Origin of the sequence: Ruminococcus sp. 1001136sp1, assembly GCF_039841815.1 — a bacterium.
Classification (GTDB): Bacteria; Bacillota; Clostridia; order Lachnospirales; family Lachnospiraceae; genus Blautia_A; species Blautia_A faecis.
Genome location: NZ_JBDPGY010000001.1, coordinates 193,699 through 209,558 on the forward strand (window position 1 = coordinate 193,699; position 15,860 = coordinate 209,558).

The 15,860-nt window shown below is 42.9% G+C and carries 12 protein-coding genes and 3 pseudogenes; 3 read left to right on the forward strand and 12 right to left on the reverse strand.

Annotated features, from left to right (window positions below; translation table 11 throughout):
• Window positions 1–80: 80 nt before the first annotated feature.
• The 5 genes from ABHC48_RS00915 to sdaAB all read right to left on the reverse strand — a co-directional run bounded on the left by ABHC48_RS00915 (window position 81) and on the right by sdaAB (window position 6,953).
• Window positions 81–2,360 carry a LicD family protein gene (locus tag ABHC48_RS00915; protein WP_195698935.1) on the reverse strand — a complete coding sequence of 760 codons (2,280 nt, stop codon included), beginning with the start codon at window positions 2,358–2,360 and terminating at the stop codon, window positions 81–83.
• A gap of 3 nt (window positions 2,361–2,363) precedes the next feature.
• Window positions 2,364–3,695 (reverse strand): adenylyltransferase/cytidyltransferase family protein, encoded by a 1,332-nt coding sequence (locus tag ABHC48_RS00920; protein WP_195698934.1) that lies wholly within the window; start codon window positions 3,693–3,695, stop codon window positions 2,364–2,366.
• A 298-nt stretch (window positions 3,696–3,993) separates the two neighbouring features.
• The gene (locus ABHC48_RS00925) at window positions 3,994–5,163 is read right to left on the reverse strand and encodes an acyltransferase family protein (protein WP_173772512.1); all 1,170 of its coding nucleotides are present in this window, start codon (window positions 5,161–5,163) and stop codon (window positions 3,994–3,996) included.
• A 163-nt stretch (window positions 5,164–5,326) separates the two neighbouring features.
• A complete protein-coding gene (sdaAA, locus tag ABHC48_RS00930) occupies window positions 5,327–6,214 on the reverse strand; it encodes an L-serine ammonia-lyase, iron-sulfur-dependent, subunit alpha (RefSeq protein WP_330382726.1) in 888 nt (295 codons plus the stop codon).
• A 79-nt stretch (window positions 6,215–6,293) separates the two neighbouring features.
• A complete protein-coding gene (sdaAB, locus tag ABHC48_RS00935) occupies window positions 6,294–6,953 on the reverse strand; it encodes an L-serine ammonia-lyase, iron-sulfur-dependent subunit beta (protein WP_118584162.1) in 660 nt (219 codons plus the stop codon).
• A gap of 331 nt (window positions 6,954–7,284) precedes the next feature.
• On the opposite strand from sdaAB, the gene tagD reads away from it, so the two are divergent.
• Window positions 7,285–7,674: a glycerol-3-phosphate cytidylyltransferase gene (gene tagD / locus ABHC48_RS00940; RefSeq protein WP_118584161.1), complete on the forward strand. Its 390-nt coding sequence runs from the start codon at window positions 7,285–7,287 to the stop codon at window positions 7,672–7,674.
• Window positions 7,675–7,742: 68 nt separating this feature from the next.
• On the opposite strand, the pseudogene ABHC48_RS00945 reads toward tagD, so the two are convergent.
• Window positions 7,743–7,853 (reverse strand): annotated as a pseudogene (locus ABHC48_RS00945) (DUF6783 domain-containing protein); the annotation flags it as partial.
• On the opposite strand from ABHC48_RS00945, the pseudogene ABHC48_RS00950 reads away from it, so the two are divergent.
• Window positions 7,803–8,006: pseudogene (locus ABHC48_RS00950) on the forward strand (DUF6783 domain-containing protein). The pseudogenes ABHC48_RS00945 and ABHC48_RS00950 overlap by 51 nt on opposite strands.
• On the opposite strand, the gene ABHC48_RS00955 reads toward ABHC48_RS00950, so the two are convergent.
• The gene (locus ABHC48_RS00955; RefSeq protein ID WP_195698933.1) at window positions 7,953–9,452 is read right to left on the reverse strand and encodes an alpha-N-arabinofuranosidase; all 1,500 of its coding nucleotides are present in this window, start codon (window positions 9,450–9,452) and stop codon (window positions 7,953–7,955) included. The pseudogene ABHC48_RS00950 and the gene ABHC48_RS00955 sit on opposite strands and share 54 nt — an antisense overlap.
• A gap of 164 nt (window positions 9,453–9,616) precedes the next feature.
• On the opposite strand from ABHC48_RS00955, the gene ABHC48_RS00960 reads away from it, so the two are divergent.
• A complete protein-coding gene (locus ABHC48_RS00960) occupies window positions 9,617–10,435 on the forward strand; it encodes an AraC family transcriptional regulator (protein WP_195698932.1) in 819 nt (272 codons plus the stop codon).
• 4 nt (window positions 10,436–10,439) lie between these two features.
• Here ABHC48_RS00960 and ABHC48_RS00965 read toward each other — a convergent pair whose 3' ends face one another.
• From ABHC48_RS00965 to ABHC48_RS00985, 5 genes and pseudogenes are all read right to left on the reverse strand, one after another.
• Entirely contained in the window at window positions 10,440–11,258 is an 819-nt protein-coding gene (locus ABHC48_RS00965) for a glycosyltransferase family 2 protein (RefSeq protein ID WP_195698931.1), read from the reverse strand.
• Window positions 11,259–11,327: 69 nt separating this feature from the next.
• The gene (locus tag ABHC48_RS00970) at window positions 11,328–11,960 is read right to left on the reverse strand and encodes a DUF5052 family protein (RefSeq protein ID WP_187566504.1); all 633 of its coding nucleotides are present in this window, start codon (window positions 11,958–11,960) and stop codon (window positions 11,328–11,330) included.
• A gap of 258 nt (window positions 11,961–12,218) precedes the next feature.
• Window positions 12,219–13,130: a type II secretion system protein gene (locus ABHC48_RS00975; protein WP_272066898.1), complete on the reverse strand. Its 912-nt coding sequence runs from the start codon at window positions 13,128–13,130 to the stop codon at window positions 12,219–12,221.
• Between the two features lie 424 nt (window positions 13,131–13,554).
• Window positions 13,555–14,355: pseudogene (locus ABHC48_RS00980) on the reverse strand (prepilin-type N-terminal cleavage/methylation domain-containing protein); the annotation flags it as partial.
• Between the two features lie 241 nt (window positions 14,356–14,596).
• The gene (locus tag ABHC48_RS00985; RefSeq protein WP_195698930.1) at window positions 14,597–15,574 is read right to left on the reverse strand and encodes a hypothetical protein; all 978 of its coding nucleotides are present in this window, start codon (window positions 15,572–15,574) and stop codon (window positions 14,597–14,599) included.
• Between the last annotated feature and the right edge of the window lie 286 nt (window positions 15,575–15,860).

The window sequence follows — 15,860 nt, forward strand, 5'->3', positions numbered from 1 at the left end:
TGTCTGCTCCCATCTGTCTGTTCATAGTAATCACACTGTTACCAACGCCTGTTTGAAAAAGGCTTTCTGCGAGATGTGTGTCACAAGCATTCTTTCACAAGCTGCTGTATCTCTTCTATACTTCCATACTTTCCAAGCCACTGATTCAAAAACTCAGAAGCATCTCCGGCTTTTGCATATACAGCTGCTCTCTTGCTTCCTTCATACAGATCTGTGAGAAATATTCTGGAAAGCTCCGTTCGCACAAAACCGCTTCCATTCTGCCGCAGTGCCTCCAGATAGTTCTGGAACGCAGCCTCCGTCTGTCCCTGTTTTCTTCTCACATCTCCAATTACCTTGTACACCTGGGCTCGTTTTTCCTTGCGGATCTGTCCGTCCTTGGCACGTTCTGCCAGCCATTCCAGATCATCCGCCTCACTGGTGTAAACCAGATCTGTGCGAACCCTTGCCAGCTCACCTGGATAGCCCAGGCGCTCCCATGCTTTTGTCAGTGCACGCTTATAGATCTGGATGTCATTGTTCTCACCCGGGCTCTCTGCACGCTCTGCATCAATGCGCTTTAGAATTTCCCCGATCAGTTCTTCCACCTCAGAACGCTTTTTCGCAACACTTGCGCGGGCCAGATAATAATATTCCCGCACAGAAGGATTCTCCGGCAGAAGTCTGTACCACAAAGCCATAAGCTTCATCGCCCCATCCTTCTGTCCAACATCCAGAAGCTGCTGACAAGTCTTCACCGTCTCCCTGCCATAAGGATTCAAAAACTTATCCAACTCCAGTTGGGTAATTCCATTATTTGTTTTCTCACGGGCATCTGCAAAAACTTCCAGAGCATCCGCACATTTGCCCTTCATCCAGAGCAGTTCTCCCTGGTACTTCAGGAAATACCCGTCCTCCGGGAAAAGCCGCAGTGCCTCATCAATATAAAGCTCCGCTTCCACCATATCAATTCCATTGCGGGCGCGTTCCATAAGAAAACGGCTCTTAAATTTCACAAATCCCGGCACTTCCGGATACCGTTCCATCAACGGCACCATCGTATCCTCCGCTTCCTGATAACGCTTAAATTCATAATCGCAGACTGCTCTTCGAAACAGTTCAATATCAGATTTCAACTGGGCCAGTTCAGAAGGGAATGTACCGGTCTGCTCCTTCACCACCAGCATTCTCCATGCTTTCCCGATCCGTTCTGTATAAACCAGCGTCAGCATTGCCGCATAAAAGGTCACATCGCTGACTTCCAGCAAAACAGGATGATAAAAAGCATAGATCCCGCCAAAATCCTCCCTGCCGATAAACGCAGAGCTCAGCTGGACCTGGTAATATTTTGTAAAGATTTCATTTAATTGGGAAAAGTCACGCTTTTCTACCAATTCCTTCAGGCTGTGTCTGCTTTCTGAAATGCGCGCCTCCAGATCCATCACCGTACTTTTTGCCAGCAGAAGATTGCGCTTATACTGAAGACGGTGGTTCCGCTTCGCGCCTGCAAGAGAATATATCTTGCGCCAGATGGAATCTCTGCGAAGCCTGCCCTTGCGGATTCCCGGCAGATAATCATCCCGAAGCTCTTTATAGGTAATTCCCTCTACCGTAACCGCATCATGGGATTCTCTTTCCCCATGGGGTGGAATATAGGACCATTCATCTCCGTAATGCCAGATCAGATAGTCACTCATTCTGTGCGGCACCATTACCTTTGTATTTTCAAAGCTCATATATTTCACAGGAAACATCATGTCCTTATCAAAAAGGAACGGACAGCCGCCCCAGCGCATTGCATAGCGCGGACAATCCTCTTCCTTATAGGAATACATGATCTTCTCCAGTTTCTTCAATGTGCGGTCTTTCCCCAGAAATGTATAGGAAAAAAGCCAGCGCAGATAGGCAGTCACCGGAATTTCCCAGCGGGCACCATATACAACTACCATATTTACCAGCTCAGAGTAGATCATCATATGAGTTCTGTATTTCTCATATTCCTTATCATCTGCGGGAATGGGATCCAGGGTGAGCACATCGATGATCTCACCGGCACTGTCCCTGCCGATAATCTGATGCTTGTGAAGGGCGCAGCTGTCCGTAGCAACATACCTTGGAAAAGTATTGGTATAGCTGCGGTCTACGTCCACACACTGAAGGGCGCGGTGCTCCGGAAGCACGGATCCGGAAATTTCCACCAGTTTGTTCCAGTCATCTCTGGGCATATAGATGTCCACATCATCATCCCAGGGAATAAATCCCTCGTTTCGCACAACACCGATGGCTGTTCCTCCCGCCATCACATATCTCAGATTATTCTTTTTACAGATCTCATCCAGCTCACGGAAAAGCTGCAGCAGATGTTCCTGTTTCTCTGTCATTGGTTATCCTCTCTGGTTTATGATTTCCAGAATGTCTGCCAGAGTCTCTGATTCCTCATTAAAAAGTCTGGTACATTCCGTTCTCTCATCACTGATCATAATAAGCAGCTCCTGCAAAAGGTAACGGAGGCCATTGCCTTCGAAGTTAAAGCAGTACCGCTTCAGTCCCTTGCTGTCGTCTATCTTTGCCTCAAAATATCCTGTATTCCACCAGTCTCCCGGGATGGTCACACGGCCTTTCGTACCGATCACAACAAACTCATCCTCCACATCTACTGTGGTGCCAATCTCGATTGTGGCAAGAGCATCCTGATATTTCATGGTAATCATATCGTAAATGCAGTTTCCAGATCTGTCCTTCACCACATTGGAATTCACTTCCTGGTAATTTCTTCCCAGTATCTTGATAATAGCACACAAAGGCAGAACTGCAGTTTCGGAAAAACTCCGCCCTCCTTCGAAATGATCCTGTGAAATAGAGCATTTCACACACACAATATCGCCCACCAAGGCGCTGTGTGTCTGCCAGACAAGCTGGTTAAAGGCTCGCAGATACACCAGATTTATTTTCTCCACAAGGAGTACATGATGGGCTGCCGCAAGTGCAAACAGGTCCTTCAGCTTCTCCTTATTATTCGTCATAGGAGCGTCACTTATCACATATTTTCCAAGCTCCAGGGATCTGCGGATATATTTCTCCCTCTTAGGCTGCTCGGTTTTGATATAAACTATATCTACCTGGGACAAAAAGCAGTCAAATCCCTGCTGCCATTCCCCATTATCTGCCTCCACGCTGTAGTAGGAATCCAATTCATATTTGTCACAAAACGACTCCGCTGCCTCTGCATTCTCAGAAAAAACGCACTCCACATGAAGACCGCTGACATATTTTGTCTCCCACACAATCCCATTATCCTGGTCATTATCTGTAACTACACCCACGGTGTAAGTGGTTCCCTCACCGCGCAGCTTGGTGCTGGAAATATTCTTGGTACGCTCCAGATACACCACATCACAGTAATTCTTAAGGTAGTCAAATTTGCCGCGCCAGTCAGAACCAAGTACCAGAAGATCCACCTTATACTTGATGATATCGCTGAGCTTCTGCCCCTGGTACTCCTCGATGATGATCTCATCTGCAAAACCGGTACGGCGTACGTTCTCAATCCTTTTCAGAAGGCTGTCCCGCACGTTCAGCTTACCACGCTCAATATCGTAGCTCTCGCTGGTCACGCCCACGATCAGATAATCGCCCAATGCTTTCGCTCTTTTTAAAATATTATAATGTCCCTCGTGGAACAGGTCAAAAGTTCCGTAAGTGATTACTTTTTTCATAGTGTTTTCCCCTGAAAAATACTCCCTGTCAAAATTCGAAACCCATATCATTCAGCGCGTTTCCCAGGCGCGCGTAAGGATTACCGCAAAAAAATTACTATTCGCAATCCACCACTCATTCACCAAAAGATTCTGCATTAATTTCTCCTGTATGTTTTGCAAACAGCAATCACTAAATACATTTAGTATAACACAATTTGCATAGTAAGTCATTATGAAAGAACATCTGCCTGTGAAAAAATATGAACAAAATTTCTGCTCACAGTAGTCCCTTTCCGATACAAAGAAAGACAATCCCTCAGGACTGTCCTTCTTCATGCTCCTCTTTCTCTTCTGTATCAAACGATGTATCCCATGTAGCGGCCAGCTCTTCAATAGCCATTCTACGCTGTGCCAGTACTGCGAACCGGTCTTCCTCTTCATTATCGTATTCGTCTTCCAGGCCTTCATCCTCCACCTTCTTCTCACGTTTGAAAAGAATAAATGTGATCAGTCCCATAATGTTAGTGTAGATCCAGTCTACAGGAAGGCTTCCAAGTATCAGTACAAACAGCAGCGACACTCCGAACAATGCCCAGACATTCATCAGCTGCGGAATATTCAGAATCATAAGTCCGTTCATCAGAATCATGATGGGATAATGGAAAAAGTAAATTCCCATTGTGTTTCTTCCCAGGAAAATAAATGGATGGCGTTTATCTGGCATCAGCACCAGCAATGCAAAAATAACCGTAAAGGAAATCAGATACATCATTCCTCTGACTACCATTCCCTCCACATTGTCCATTCCACTTGCAAGATAGGAATGATTGCCTCGGAAAAGGTCTACCGGAATATTATTTCCGATCATATAATTGGTCGCCACAAACAGCAGAATGATCACGAAAAGCGCAACCACGATCTTGCCTTTAAATTTGCGGATCACCTTGGTGTATTCACTCTTCCATAAATATCCTGCCACAAAAAACGGGAAAAATACCACAATTCTTGAAGCTGATAAAAATGTACTGAATTCCATTCTGGTTCCTGCCCACAGCGCAAAAATAATGCTGAGAGGTACAATAAACCTTATTTTTCCAAATGCTTCTATGGTCAGACGGTATGCAAACAACGCAAGCACATACCACATAACGGTTCCGGAAGGACGGAGCAGTTCATAATCCATTTTATTTCCCAGCCAGATCTGCGCTGCCCAGGTAAGTGTATAACCCAGAATATATGGAATCAATAAATTCTTAACATTCTTCATCACATCCTGAGGCTTCTTGGACAGATAACCGGAAATAAATATGAACGCCGGCATATGAAATATGGTAATTCCATACCACACAAAACGCACAACCTGATCTGCTTTAACCAGCTGGAATGCAATGATATGATTAAAAACCACCAGAAAAATCAAAAATATTTTTATATTATCCACAAGGTAGGAATATGGGATTTCCTGTTCCTTCGTATTCTTGCTCATTTTAGCCACCTTTATACTCTGACTTAATTATTTTTCAGACATGTCAGTTTTATGAATAAAGGATAACATATTTTTGTGGTTTTTGGAATAACTTTTTAACATTTTAACGTGTTTTGAAATATTTTCCTGTGGTTTTGTGTTGCCGATAAATCGCAATAATATACTATTTCATTTCTCCAAAAACCTGCTGGTGCAGTTTGCGCCCTGTAGGTGTTGCCGCCAGGCCACCCTCTGCTGTTTCTTTAAGGGCAGTAGGCATCACATCTCCTACCTTTTTCATAGTCCAGATCACCTCGTCAGCCGGAATTGCACTTCGGATTCCGGCCAGAGCCAGTTCTGCTGCCACAAATGCCCCTGCTACGCCTGATGCATTTCTCTTAATGCATGGAATTTCAACCAGCCCTGCAACAGGATCACATACAAGACCCAGAATATTTTTTAGAGCAGTGGCTACTGCCGACTGGATCATATCAGGTGTGCCGCCGGCAAGTTCCACAATTGCCGCCGCTGCCATAGCAGATGCAGAACCGCACTCAGCCTGACAACCTCCCTGCGCTCCTGCAAGTGAAGCATTATTGGCAATTACCATTCCCACTGCGGATGCTGTGAAAAGGGACATGACGCATTCCTCTTCTGTAAGCTGGTACTGCTCCTGCATGGTGAGTACAGCTGCCGGTACAATGCCGCAGCTTCCTGCTGTAGGCGCTGCTACGATTCTTCCCATGGAAGCGTTCAGTTCTGATACTGCAAGTGCACGATAGAGGGCTCCTCCAAGAAGGGGGCCTGTAAGATTTTTCCCTTGCTCTACAGCAGTGCGCATGCGATAGGCATCTCCACCAGTGAGACCGCTTGTGCTTTTCAGATCCGGGGCGCTGCCAGGCTGGATACAGGATGCCATAACCCGATAGTTTTCCCTCATTTTTTCATATATTTCCTGCTTCGGCAGTTCCATTTGCTCCGCCTGCTGCTCCAGAACCAGCGCGGACAGACGACAGTTGTTCTCCTTCGCTGCCTCCAGCAGGGATTCCATTGAGTGGTAGTTTAAATCCACAGTGAATTCTCCTTTATTGTATTTTTTGTGGGGTGAAATTTCCCGCAAAGTGGGGCGTGCAGATTGCGGGAATGATTTTTTAAACACGCTCTAACATCGTACTGGAATATATATTCTCCAGCCGGTTAATCTTCTCATTGAGTTCCGGAACAAAATGGCTGTCGCTCTCGATAGTCATTACCGCCAGACCACCCTTGGTCTCGCGCGCCAAGTGAAAATTGCAGATATTCACCCCATACTCTGCCATCAGCTCTGTAACCGCAGCAATCGTCCCTGGTGCATCCTTGTGAAGCACGATCAAAGCAGGATTCTGCCCGGTAAGGGCAACCTCCATTCCATTCACTCGGGTGATCAGGATATTCCCCCCGCCAATACTGCTGCCCCGAAGAGACACCTTTTCCCCGTCTGCTGCAGTCAAAGTGATCTCCGCAGTATTCGGGTGCGTATTCTCCAGTTCACCAGTCTCAATCTGAATTTCCAGTCCCTCCTTTTTCGCCACATCAAGTGAAAAGCGGATACGCTCATCATCTGTCTGCATTCCCAGTATTCCCGCTACAAGAGCCTTATCCGTGCCGTGTCCCTTATAGGTTTTCGCAAAAGAACCATGCAAAAATATGTGCGCTTTCACCGGAGTTTTTCCAAGAAGAGCCCTTGTCATCAGACCGATCCGGGCTGCTCCCGCAGTATGTGAGCTGGACGGTCCGATCATAACCGGCCCCAGAATGTCAAATACATTCATACTTATTTTCCTCTTCCTTTTATTCATCCGCTGCCTTTTTTCGTTTCCGGCAGCCTGCAGATGTTTTCACGTTACCGCTCACATCTGCACTGTTATTGTTCCATCTTAACATTAAAACATACCTTTTACAACATGGATAAAGAGTAACTGTTTACTTCTTGTTTACTGTTCACTCCATTCACAGTAACGCGCTTCGCAATGCACAATACTCCCGATAAATAATCTTATGTTTCCTTTCTACCTGGACTGTGGTAAAATAGTTGTGTGTAAATCGCCTGGAACCATTCCGGCAAAACTATTTTCAGATTTCTTTATGAAAGGCACACAATTCATGAAACGAGTGATTACTTACGGTACTTTTGATTTGCTGCACTATGGGCACATTAATCTGCTGCGCAGGGCGAAAGCTTATGGCGACTACCTGATCGTAGCTTTATCTACAGATGAATTTAACTGGAACGAGAAGCATAAAAAATGCTATTTCTCTTATGAAAAAAGGAAATCCCTGCTGGAAGCCATCCGTTATGTGGATCTGGTGATTCCCGAGGAGAACTGGGAGCAGAAGGTAAGTGATATTAAAGAATACCACGTAGATACCTTTGTTATGGGTGACGATTGGGAAGGGAAGTTTGACTTTCTGAAGCCTTACTGCGACGTGGTGTACCTTCCGAGGACACCGGAGATTTCTACTACGCAGATTAAGGCGGATCTGCAGAAATAGGAAGCATTGGTAATTATATAGTCAGAGATTTCGTATGATTCATGCAGGTTACGAAATCTCTGACTTTTTTATTTCATGACAACAATGTGCACGCTTCCCCAAAAACGATTTGCAGGATGTGCGTCACAATTTATTGGAGATTTTGTCCGGATGAAGGCGCCGTAGCGGGCTACGGCAACTGAATTCGGGCAAAATATACCGCAAAGTGGGGCGTGCAGATTGCGGGAATGATTTTTCAAACACACTCTAACACAGCATCTGCAAATATTTATCCCGGACTACTTAGCAAAACGGATCATATTCCAGCTGTGTTTTCCAAGCACAGTACTTAATTTACCGCCGTCAATCCGGCTTGCAGCGGATTTCACAGGCACAACCTTTTCGGGATCCGTTTCTGTATTTACAGCTTTCATATCGTCATTAGTAAGTACAATGTGTTCTTTCACCTGATAGCCTTCAAACTGGCGCAAATCGCAGCTTACCTCCAGATCTTCCTCAAGACTTTTATTCACTGCAAAAATTGTAAGAGTATCTTTCTCCTCATTCCATACGCACACAGAATCCAGACAGGAAACGTCACAGTAATTCCTGCTGTCGTATACCGGAGCCAGTACCTGTGTATTCAACACAGTTCCTCTTCCGAAAATGCTTGTGTACATATATGGATAAAAGATAGTCTGGTGCCATGCACCTGTATCGGAGGTCATGATCGGCGCGATTACATTTACCAGTTGTGCCAGGCATGCCATTTTCACACGGTCTGCATGGCGAAGTAAAGTGATCAGCATGCTTCCAACCAGAAGGGCATCTTCAAAATTATAAATATCCTCAAGCTGATGTGGAGCCTGTCCCCATTTTTCCAGTTTCTCGTCGGCTGCATTGCTGTGATACCACACATTCCACTCATCAAAGGAAAGGTTAATGCGCTTTTTGCCATGCTTTTTCGCACGGACAGCGTCGCAGATGCTGACTACGCCGGAAATAAAGTCATCCATCCCTTTGGAATTTGCAAGAAAATCAGGGGTGTCATCAGCAGCATTGCCGTAATACTGGTGAAGGGACATGTAATCCACCAGATCGTAACATTCGTCCAAAACCGTGTACTCCCAATCTCCAAATGTCGGCATCATCAGATTGGAGCTTCCGCAGGCAACTGTCTCGATCTCCGGATCCAGCATTTTCATAATACGGGAGGTCTCCGCTGCTGTTCTTCCATATTCATATGCAGTCTTGTGTCCCATCTGCCATGGACCATCCATTTCATTTCCCAGACACCAGGTCTTAATGTTATGCGGCTCTGCATGACCATTGGCCTTACGCATGTCGCTGTAATAGGTACCGCCCTTAAAATTACAGTATTCCAGAAGATTTCTGGCTTCCTCCGGTCCTCTTGTTCCAAGATTCACTGCCATCATAATATCTGTGTCTGCTTTCTTCGCCCAGTCTACGAACTCGTCCAGGCCAAAGTGATTGTTCTCGATCACACCCCAGGCAAGTTCCGGTCTGGCAGGTCTTAGCTCCTTCGGTCCAACACTGTCTTCCCATTTAAAACCGGAAACAAAGTTGCCTCCCGGATAACGGACAATCGGAACCTGAAGTTCCCTTACCAGTTCCAGAGTATCTTTACGAAAGCCCTGCTCGTCAGACAGCGGGCTGCCCTCCTGATAGATTCCTTCATAAACAGCACGTCCCAGCTGTTCAATAAAAGAACCGAAAATCCGCTTATCCACCTTGCCGGTGAGGAAATATTTATCGATGATGATCTGTGCTTTTTTCATGGTGTCCTCCTTATATGGTGCCAGTTGTATGGCATTTTTCTGCTCTTTATGTATCTATTATTTTAATGGCATACGATTTTTTTACCAGTTTTTTTCTTCCGATATAGTTGACTTTTTTTCCGATAACGATTACAGTGAAAAAAATGGTGAAAGGAGTCCGGATCATGAATTTTCACGAATCTGCAGACAGGGATTTTTCCATTCAGTTCTGCGAATACAACTATTCAAACCCTGATTATGATCAGATCTACCGTCCCAATGGAAGCGGAGACTATCTGTTTTTGCTTTTTAAGACACCTATGAAGGTTTATCTGGACAAAAAGCTCAATATTTCCAAGGAAAATGCATGTATCCTCTATGCTCCCGGATATGAGCAGCATTATAAGGCTGTTCACAGATTCCGGAACAGCTACCTTCATTTTTCCTGTAAGGCAGATCTGAAAAAACAGTATGGGATCCCACTTAACACTGTTTTTTATCCGGGAAACTGTGAAGAGATCGATGCCTGCATCCGGCTCCTTCACAAAGAACATATAGCAAATGATTTATTTTCCGATGAATACGAATATACTCTCTTTCAGCAGCTTATGATTACGATTGCAAGGGGACTTAAAAGCCATCAGATACATGGAAGTGGAACAGAAGGAGACAATCTTTATTCTGCATTTCGAAAGCTTCGGCTGGAAATGCTCACGAACTACGCTAAGCCATGGGACACCACAGAGCTTTGTAAAACGGTCAGCCTGGAAAAAAGCCAGTTCTATTCCTGCTATCAAAAATTTTTCCAGAGTACCCCTCATGCAGATTTGCTTCAGATTCGTATGGATAAGGCAAAGAACCTGCTGACAAATGAAGCACTGACTGTCCAGCAGATTGCGCAGATGTGCGGATTTTCAGATTTTTCCCATTTCAGCAGATATTTCAGGAAACAGGCAGGATGCTCTCCCCTGCAATGGCGCAGGAAAATGGGAGAGCCCCATTGATACTTTAACGATATTTCCAGATTCCGTGAAGTGCATAGGACAAAAAGAAACAGGCACTTCTCAGCGGTCCATAGCCAACGTAACGGTACACCTGATAGGTCATGATGGCAGATTTGGCTTTATTTCTTGACTTTCCGCCCTGAGACAGACGATATTTCAGATAGGGCTTATTAATTCCTGTGGCATGTCCGTATTTTCGCACCACCTTCAGCCAGGTGATATAATCCTCATGGCTGTCATCATGCTCCATCGGAAATTCCAGTGCCACCTCACGGAGAATCAGAACGGAAGAACAGTTAATGCTGTTATGTTTCAGAAGCTCATGATAATCCAGCCTGGATTTAACCGGAATATACTTGCCTGTAAAGGTTCCGTCCGGATTCATGAGATCACGTCCTGTGGAGCAGATTACATCACCGGTCATTTCAAGAGCGGCCAGCTGTGCCGCCAGCTTTCCCTCTTCCCACCAGTCATCTGCATCCAGAAATGCCACATATCTGCCTTTCGCAACAGACACACCACGGTTACGGGAGCCGGCAGCACCGAGATTTCGCTCATTTTTTATATAAACAAAATCCGGTCTGTTTTCCCATGGAATGAGAACTTCCCGGGTTCCATCAACAGAGCCGTCATCAATGACAATCAGCTCCAGTGGTACATCCTGCGCATAAACAGACTGCACTGCCCGGGCGATGTATTTCTCTCCATTATATACAGGCATGATCACAGATACCGCTGGTCGTATTTCTTCCCCTGATGCCCTCTTGGACTGCTGCGTTTTTTCTGCATTTTTCACTCGTAGTCCTGGTTCTGTAAGTTCCATTTGTAACTCCTCTTATCTTTCACATTCTATCATTATAAAACATCCGATTTCTTAAATACACACTTATCTTTAAAGAAGATCTTTATCAATAATCTGGTAGTTTGCCCGGTGTATGTACAGTGCTTTCCCATCGACCATAAGCTTGGTCATTTTCGGCAGATCATCTGGAATTTCCCAATAGACATTGTCTCCGGAAAATGCGGCGATAGGCTGTCCAAGCTGGGATTTGATGACCACAACCCTGGATTTGCCGAAATCATTTTTGTACCGGTTCAAAACCCTTGCCAGAGCTGCATTATCCGTGATTCCGTTCCCACCGTTACTGTTGACCTCGTCTAATGAAAAATCCACCTCCGGTTTCAGTCCATTCTGCACAAATACACAGGTATCTCCGCAGCTTTCGATTTCTTTTCCATCAATGGTAATGGTGATTACTGAAGACAGATCATAGCCGGTTACTGCTCTTCCATCGCTGTCATAGCTGACGGTTTCGATTTTATTTCCGGTAATGCTGATTTTCTTTCCAGAAGTTTTCAAGGTCTGATTTCCATAATTATCATAGGTATATACGGTATAATTGTTTCCGATCAATGAGCCATGAATTTCATTAATAATGGAACCCAGCTTACTGCAGCCGGTGAGCGCAACTACCAGAATTGCGGACAAAAGGACTGCAAATATCCTCTTCTTTTTCTTTTGCATTTTTCTTCTCTCCATGTGTTTTTATGTTTGATATGCTTCCGCTATAACTTGAATCAAAAGATAGTTACAGATTTATAGTAGCATGACAAATCACAGAATACAAGATGAATCACTGTACCACATACTCTAAATTTTTATACATTATATCGTTTTTTTAAGCTTAATAGTTGTGTTTGAAAAAATAGTTGAAAATAGCGTAGTAGCAAATTAAACTACTACGCTTAAAACTTCTAACTTCAACCCATTACTAATAAAAATCTATTTACTACTATTAATTTTAGTCCAGTTCCACGTATTTGTTGGTGGAGCAATCTCATACTTAGAGTCTATATGACATATATAATAATCAGTTCCATCAAAGTACAATTGTCCTCGTTGTAAATTTTCAAGACAATTTTGATGATTATCATTTTCTTTTAAATTGGCAGATGTTAATGGTTCAATCTTTTTAAGTTCTGGAAATTGCCATTGATAATTTCCTGTCGGACTACCCTTTGCATCATATTTTTGATTATTAATACAAACATATAATTTCCCATTATAAGAATAAACATTTCCTCTAATACCATTAAATGCAATTTCTGGATAAGAATGTATAGGTGCTGTTAAACCTCCTATTATGTTCGTAGGCGGAATATTTTGATTAGAATTATCTGGATTTGATGGATCTGTTCCGGGATTTTCGCTTGGATTATTACTTCCATTATCCCCAACAGTTCCACCACTCCACACAAACGAAACATATTCTGAATTTGTCCCTTCCGCTGGATGATATGTAATTACACAAGATCCATTAGGTCCTGGATTTCCAACCCATTGGGGTTCTCCTGTGCCTGACGATACTCCACCAATGGTAATTGGAAGCGGTGTTTGCCAGCCATCTTTTTGCTGTTTTAAGGGTTTTACAGTAATGGAATAATCACCGTTATTTTTCCATATTGTTTCACTACTATTCTTAGTATATGTAGCCATAGTATCCCCTGTAATTGCAGCCATCATTACTTCTGCATAAGCCGACCTAACATCTGAAAGATCCACCGCTTCGCGGCTCCGTTCCAACTGACTGGTAAAAACGGGAATAGCGATTGCAACTAAAACGCCAATTATTGCCACAACAATCAAAAGTTCCGCCAGAGTAAACCCCCTAACAGATTTCATTTTACTTCTCATAAACATCCCTTTTTCTTATGTTTTTTTGCAAAAAACATACTTTTTCTTTTTAATGATAGCATATAGATATGAAGAAATCCACCTGCATTTTCGACAAAATACCATATAATTTTCGTAAGAATTGCGCTGAAAAGGGGATGTCAGTTAATACCACATTTCGGCATTTCCAGCAGTAATTAAAAGTATCCCAACAAGGACGAGACTTGTTTGCCTTCTACCTTGCGAGAAATTCTTTTTTCTATGAATTGATTAACAAGACGTCCTCAACTTGACAAGATTAGCTCTGTTACTTTCTTTTTCGTATTTTTGCGCTCCATTTCAACTCCAGCAATTTTTCCAACATCATATTCCTCCCTATACCGGAGCTCTTCTTCCTCTTTTCGATTATGTTCGCAATTATTCAATATCCGCACAGACTGTGTTTTCAATTATTTACCTGCATAAAAGAGACTGATGTAATGCATACCGAATCTTTTCTTTCTTGACCTTTCGGGACTTCAAAAGAAATTCGCACATCATCATCGCGCCCTTTTTCATGCGTATAATCAAATTCATATTTCCCCCAATTTTGAACATTTTGTTCAAGGTAGGTATTATTGCCATTTCTATTTGACAATCTAACCTTTAGATTCGCGCCACACTCTTCTATATTAACAACAAGTTTGTATTTTTTATTCGCCTGTAACATAATCGTTCCATCGCCACCCTGTTTTAGCACACTATCCTTATGAGAAAAAGGCGTTAGAATTGCCTTTCCATTCTCAAACTTCGCATTTATTACCTCCCAACCGGATGTGCTATCCCAGGAACTGCTATCTATCAGGATATTATTTTCCCCATTTGAGTCGCTATCACCATTTTGGCTTTCCCCCTCAAACTTAATGTAAACCGTTTCTGTATCAGCATGATATTCTACCCACGCCTGTGTCCCGGGAATTCCTTCAATAACAGAAAAATTTCCCAGACTATTGGTGATTGTCTCAGTTTGCCAGTCTGGCTGTTTTTGCCTAAGATTGATTTTTTCAAAATCTTTTCCATCTATATTTACATTTCCATCGACTGTAATTGCTTCAGCCATAACCTGTGCATACTGTACCCTTATATTTGCGGCATCGGTTGCTTCTCGGCTTTTTTCAAGCTGACTGGTAAATATGGGAATACCTATTGCCACCAATACTGCTATTATGGCAACAACAATGAGAAGCTCTGCCAGTGTAAAACCTTTTCTTTTTTTTCATAGTTCCTTTACTCCATAAACGGACATGTCTCCTATCGGCAACATTACTGTATATGCCTGAATTAGTCAAATACAATTGCGATTCTTAGAATAGAGTAACACATAAGGTCATGAAGTACAATGTAATAAATGAAAATACTAAAGTTGGGCTATATTCACCTAACGGATTGTAACTCTTCTGAAATTAAATAGAGTGGCAGCTGTCAAAGGCTGCCACCCAATTTTACCCTTATGCAATTCCCAACTCTGCCATCAGTTTTTTTCGATACTTTTTATTATTACTTGCCTGCAATAAATCATTAATGCGTCCAGCAGAGACTAACTTTTGAATTAATTCATTCATTCGTTCTTCTGTTTTACGTTCGCCTTCACGTCTGCCCTCACGAATCCCTTCCTGTTTGCTGTCTCTCATCATATCATCAAACGCCTTACACATATTAAATTCACCTCCCACCGTTTCAACATCTCTCTTTATAAGTTTCATGGCCCTAATTCCCGACATTACGGTAAGTAGGTCAAATGTGTCTTCTTCTAGTTTGGAGAAAACCTCTTCATTCGCCTTTACATACTCCTGTAAAGCCGTTTTGTCATTCGTTCTTTGCAAAAATCCACAAACCTGTTGCAAATCGGTCTGGAACCAGTGGATATTTTTGAAATAATACACTTCAAAAAGCAACATTGGTGTCTCGGAAAATAATTTCTGCAGTTCTTCTGGAAAATCATTTGCTCCGGTCAGATCATCCATTTTGAAGGCTGCACGCCAGTGCTCTTGTCCAAAATAGATTACAATTTGAAGCACAGGGTAAAAATGATCGGTCTTTTTCATTCCCGAAAGCCGCTCGGCATTATCTTTTAAATCATTACAGTTCTTATGATCCTTTTGCAGTTTTTTCCACTGATTATAATAGTCAATTCCTTTCTCGTGCAAAAGTCTGACCGGCATTGCATAATGCTCCAGTGTTTGTATCTGAATCATAAACTGAAATTTCAGACTCTTCCACGTCACTGCAACAGACAAATCTGGTGTATTTTCTATAGCGACAACTTTATTCTTTTCCCGATAGACATTATGCAGCACTGGATTTTTCTCCAACAGATTATCTTCTGTAATAACCTGCCTGCCATGAAAAACCATTCCATTCAGAAAATCCACTATCCGTCGTGGATCCTTAAAGTACTCAATTGATGTGGCGTTCTTTTCCCGCATGCACACTCCTTTCTTGGTATGAAAAAGTTATATAAAGTCATGTGTACAATACAAGAACGAACATTTTGTACTATCATTAGTATATACATATATTTTGTATTTTTCAAGTATTAGTATACAAAAGTACAACTTTACAACAACTATTTCATCCCCACGCAAAATATTCATAACGAAATGGAATTACCTGACCGAATGGTCAGATTTAGATTTTTCTTTTGTAAAAGTAAATTAAGTATACGACTTAACGAAGGGCAATGTCAATCAAAAAAATTGAGGATTATGTATA

Bases quoted from the DNA above. Each gene is read 5' to 3' on its own strand.
- ABHC48_RS00975 (WP_272066898.1), bottom strand. From the start codon at position 13,130: ATGAGAAGTAAAATGAAATCTGTTAGGGGGTTTACTCTGGCGGAACTT.
- sdaAB (WP_118584162.1), bottom strand. From the start codon at position 6,953: ATGAATGTATTTGACATTCTGGGGCCGGTTATGATCGGACCGTCCAGC.
- tagD (WP_118584161.1), top strand. From the start codon at position 7,285: ATGAAACGAGTGATTACTTACGGTACTTTTGATTTGCTGCACTATGGG.
- ABHC48_RS00970 (WP_187566504.1), bottom strand. From the start codon at position 11,960: ATGCAAAAGAAAAAGAAGAGGATATTTGCAGTCCTTTTGTCCGCAATT.
- ABHC48_RS00985 (WP_195698930.1), bottom strand. From the start codon at position 15,574: ATGCGGGAAAAGAACGCCACATCAATTGAGTACTTTAAGGATCCACGA.
- ABHC48_RS00960 (WP_195698932.1), top strand. From the start codon at position 9,617: ATGAATTTTCACGAATCTGCAGACAGGGATTTTTCCATTCAGTTCTGC.
- ABHC48_RS00915 (WP_195698935.1), bottom strand. From the start codon at position 2,360: ATGACAGAGAAACAGGAACATCTGCTGCAGCTTTTCCGTGAGCTGGAT.
- ABHC48_RS00920 (WP_195698934.1), bottom strand. From the start codon at position 3,695: ATGAAAAAAGTAATCACTTACGGAACTTTTGACCTGTTCCACGAGGGA.
- ABHC48_RS00955 (WP_195698933.1), bottom strand. From the start codon at position 9,452: ATGAAAAAAGCACAGATCATCATCGATAAATATTTCCTCACCGGCAAG.
- ABHC48_RS00925 (WP_173772512.1), bottom strand. From the start codon at position 5,163: ATGAGCAAGAATACGAAGGAACAGGAAATCCCATATTCCTACCTTGTG.
- ABHC48_RS00965 (WP_195698931.1), bottom strand. From the start codon at position 11,258: ATGGAACTTACAGAACCAGGACTACGAGTGAAAAATGCAGAAAAAACG.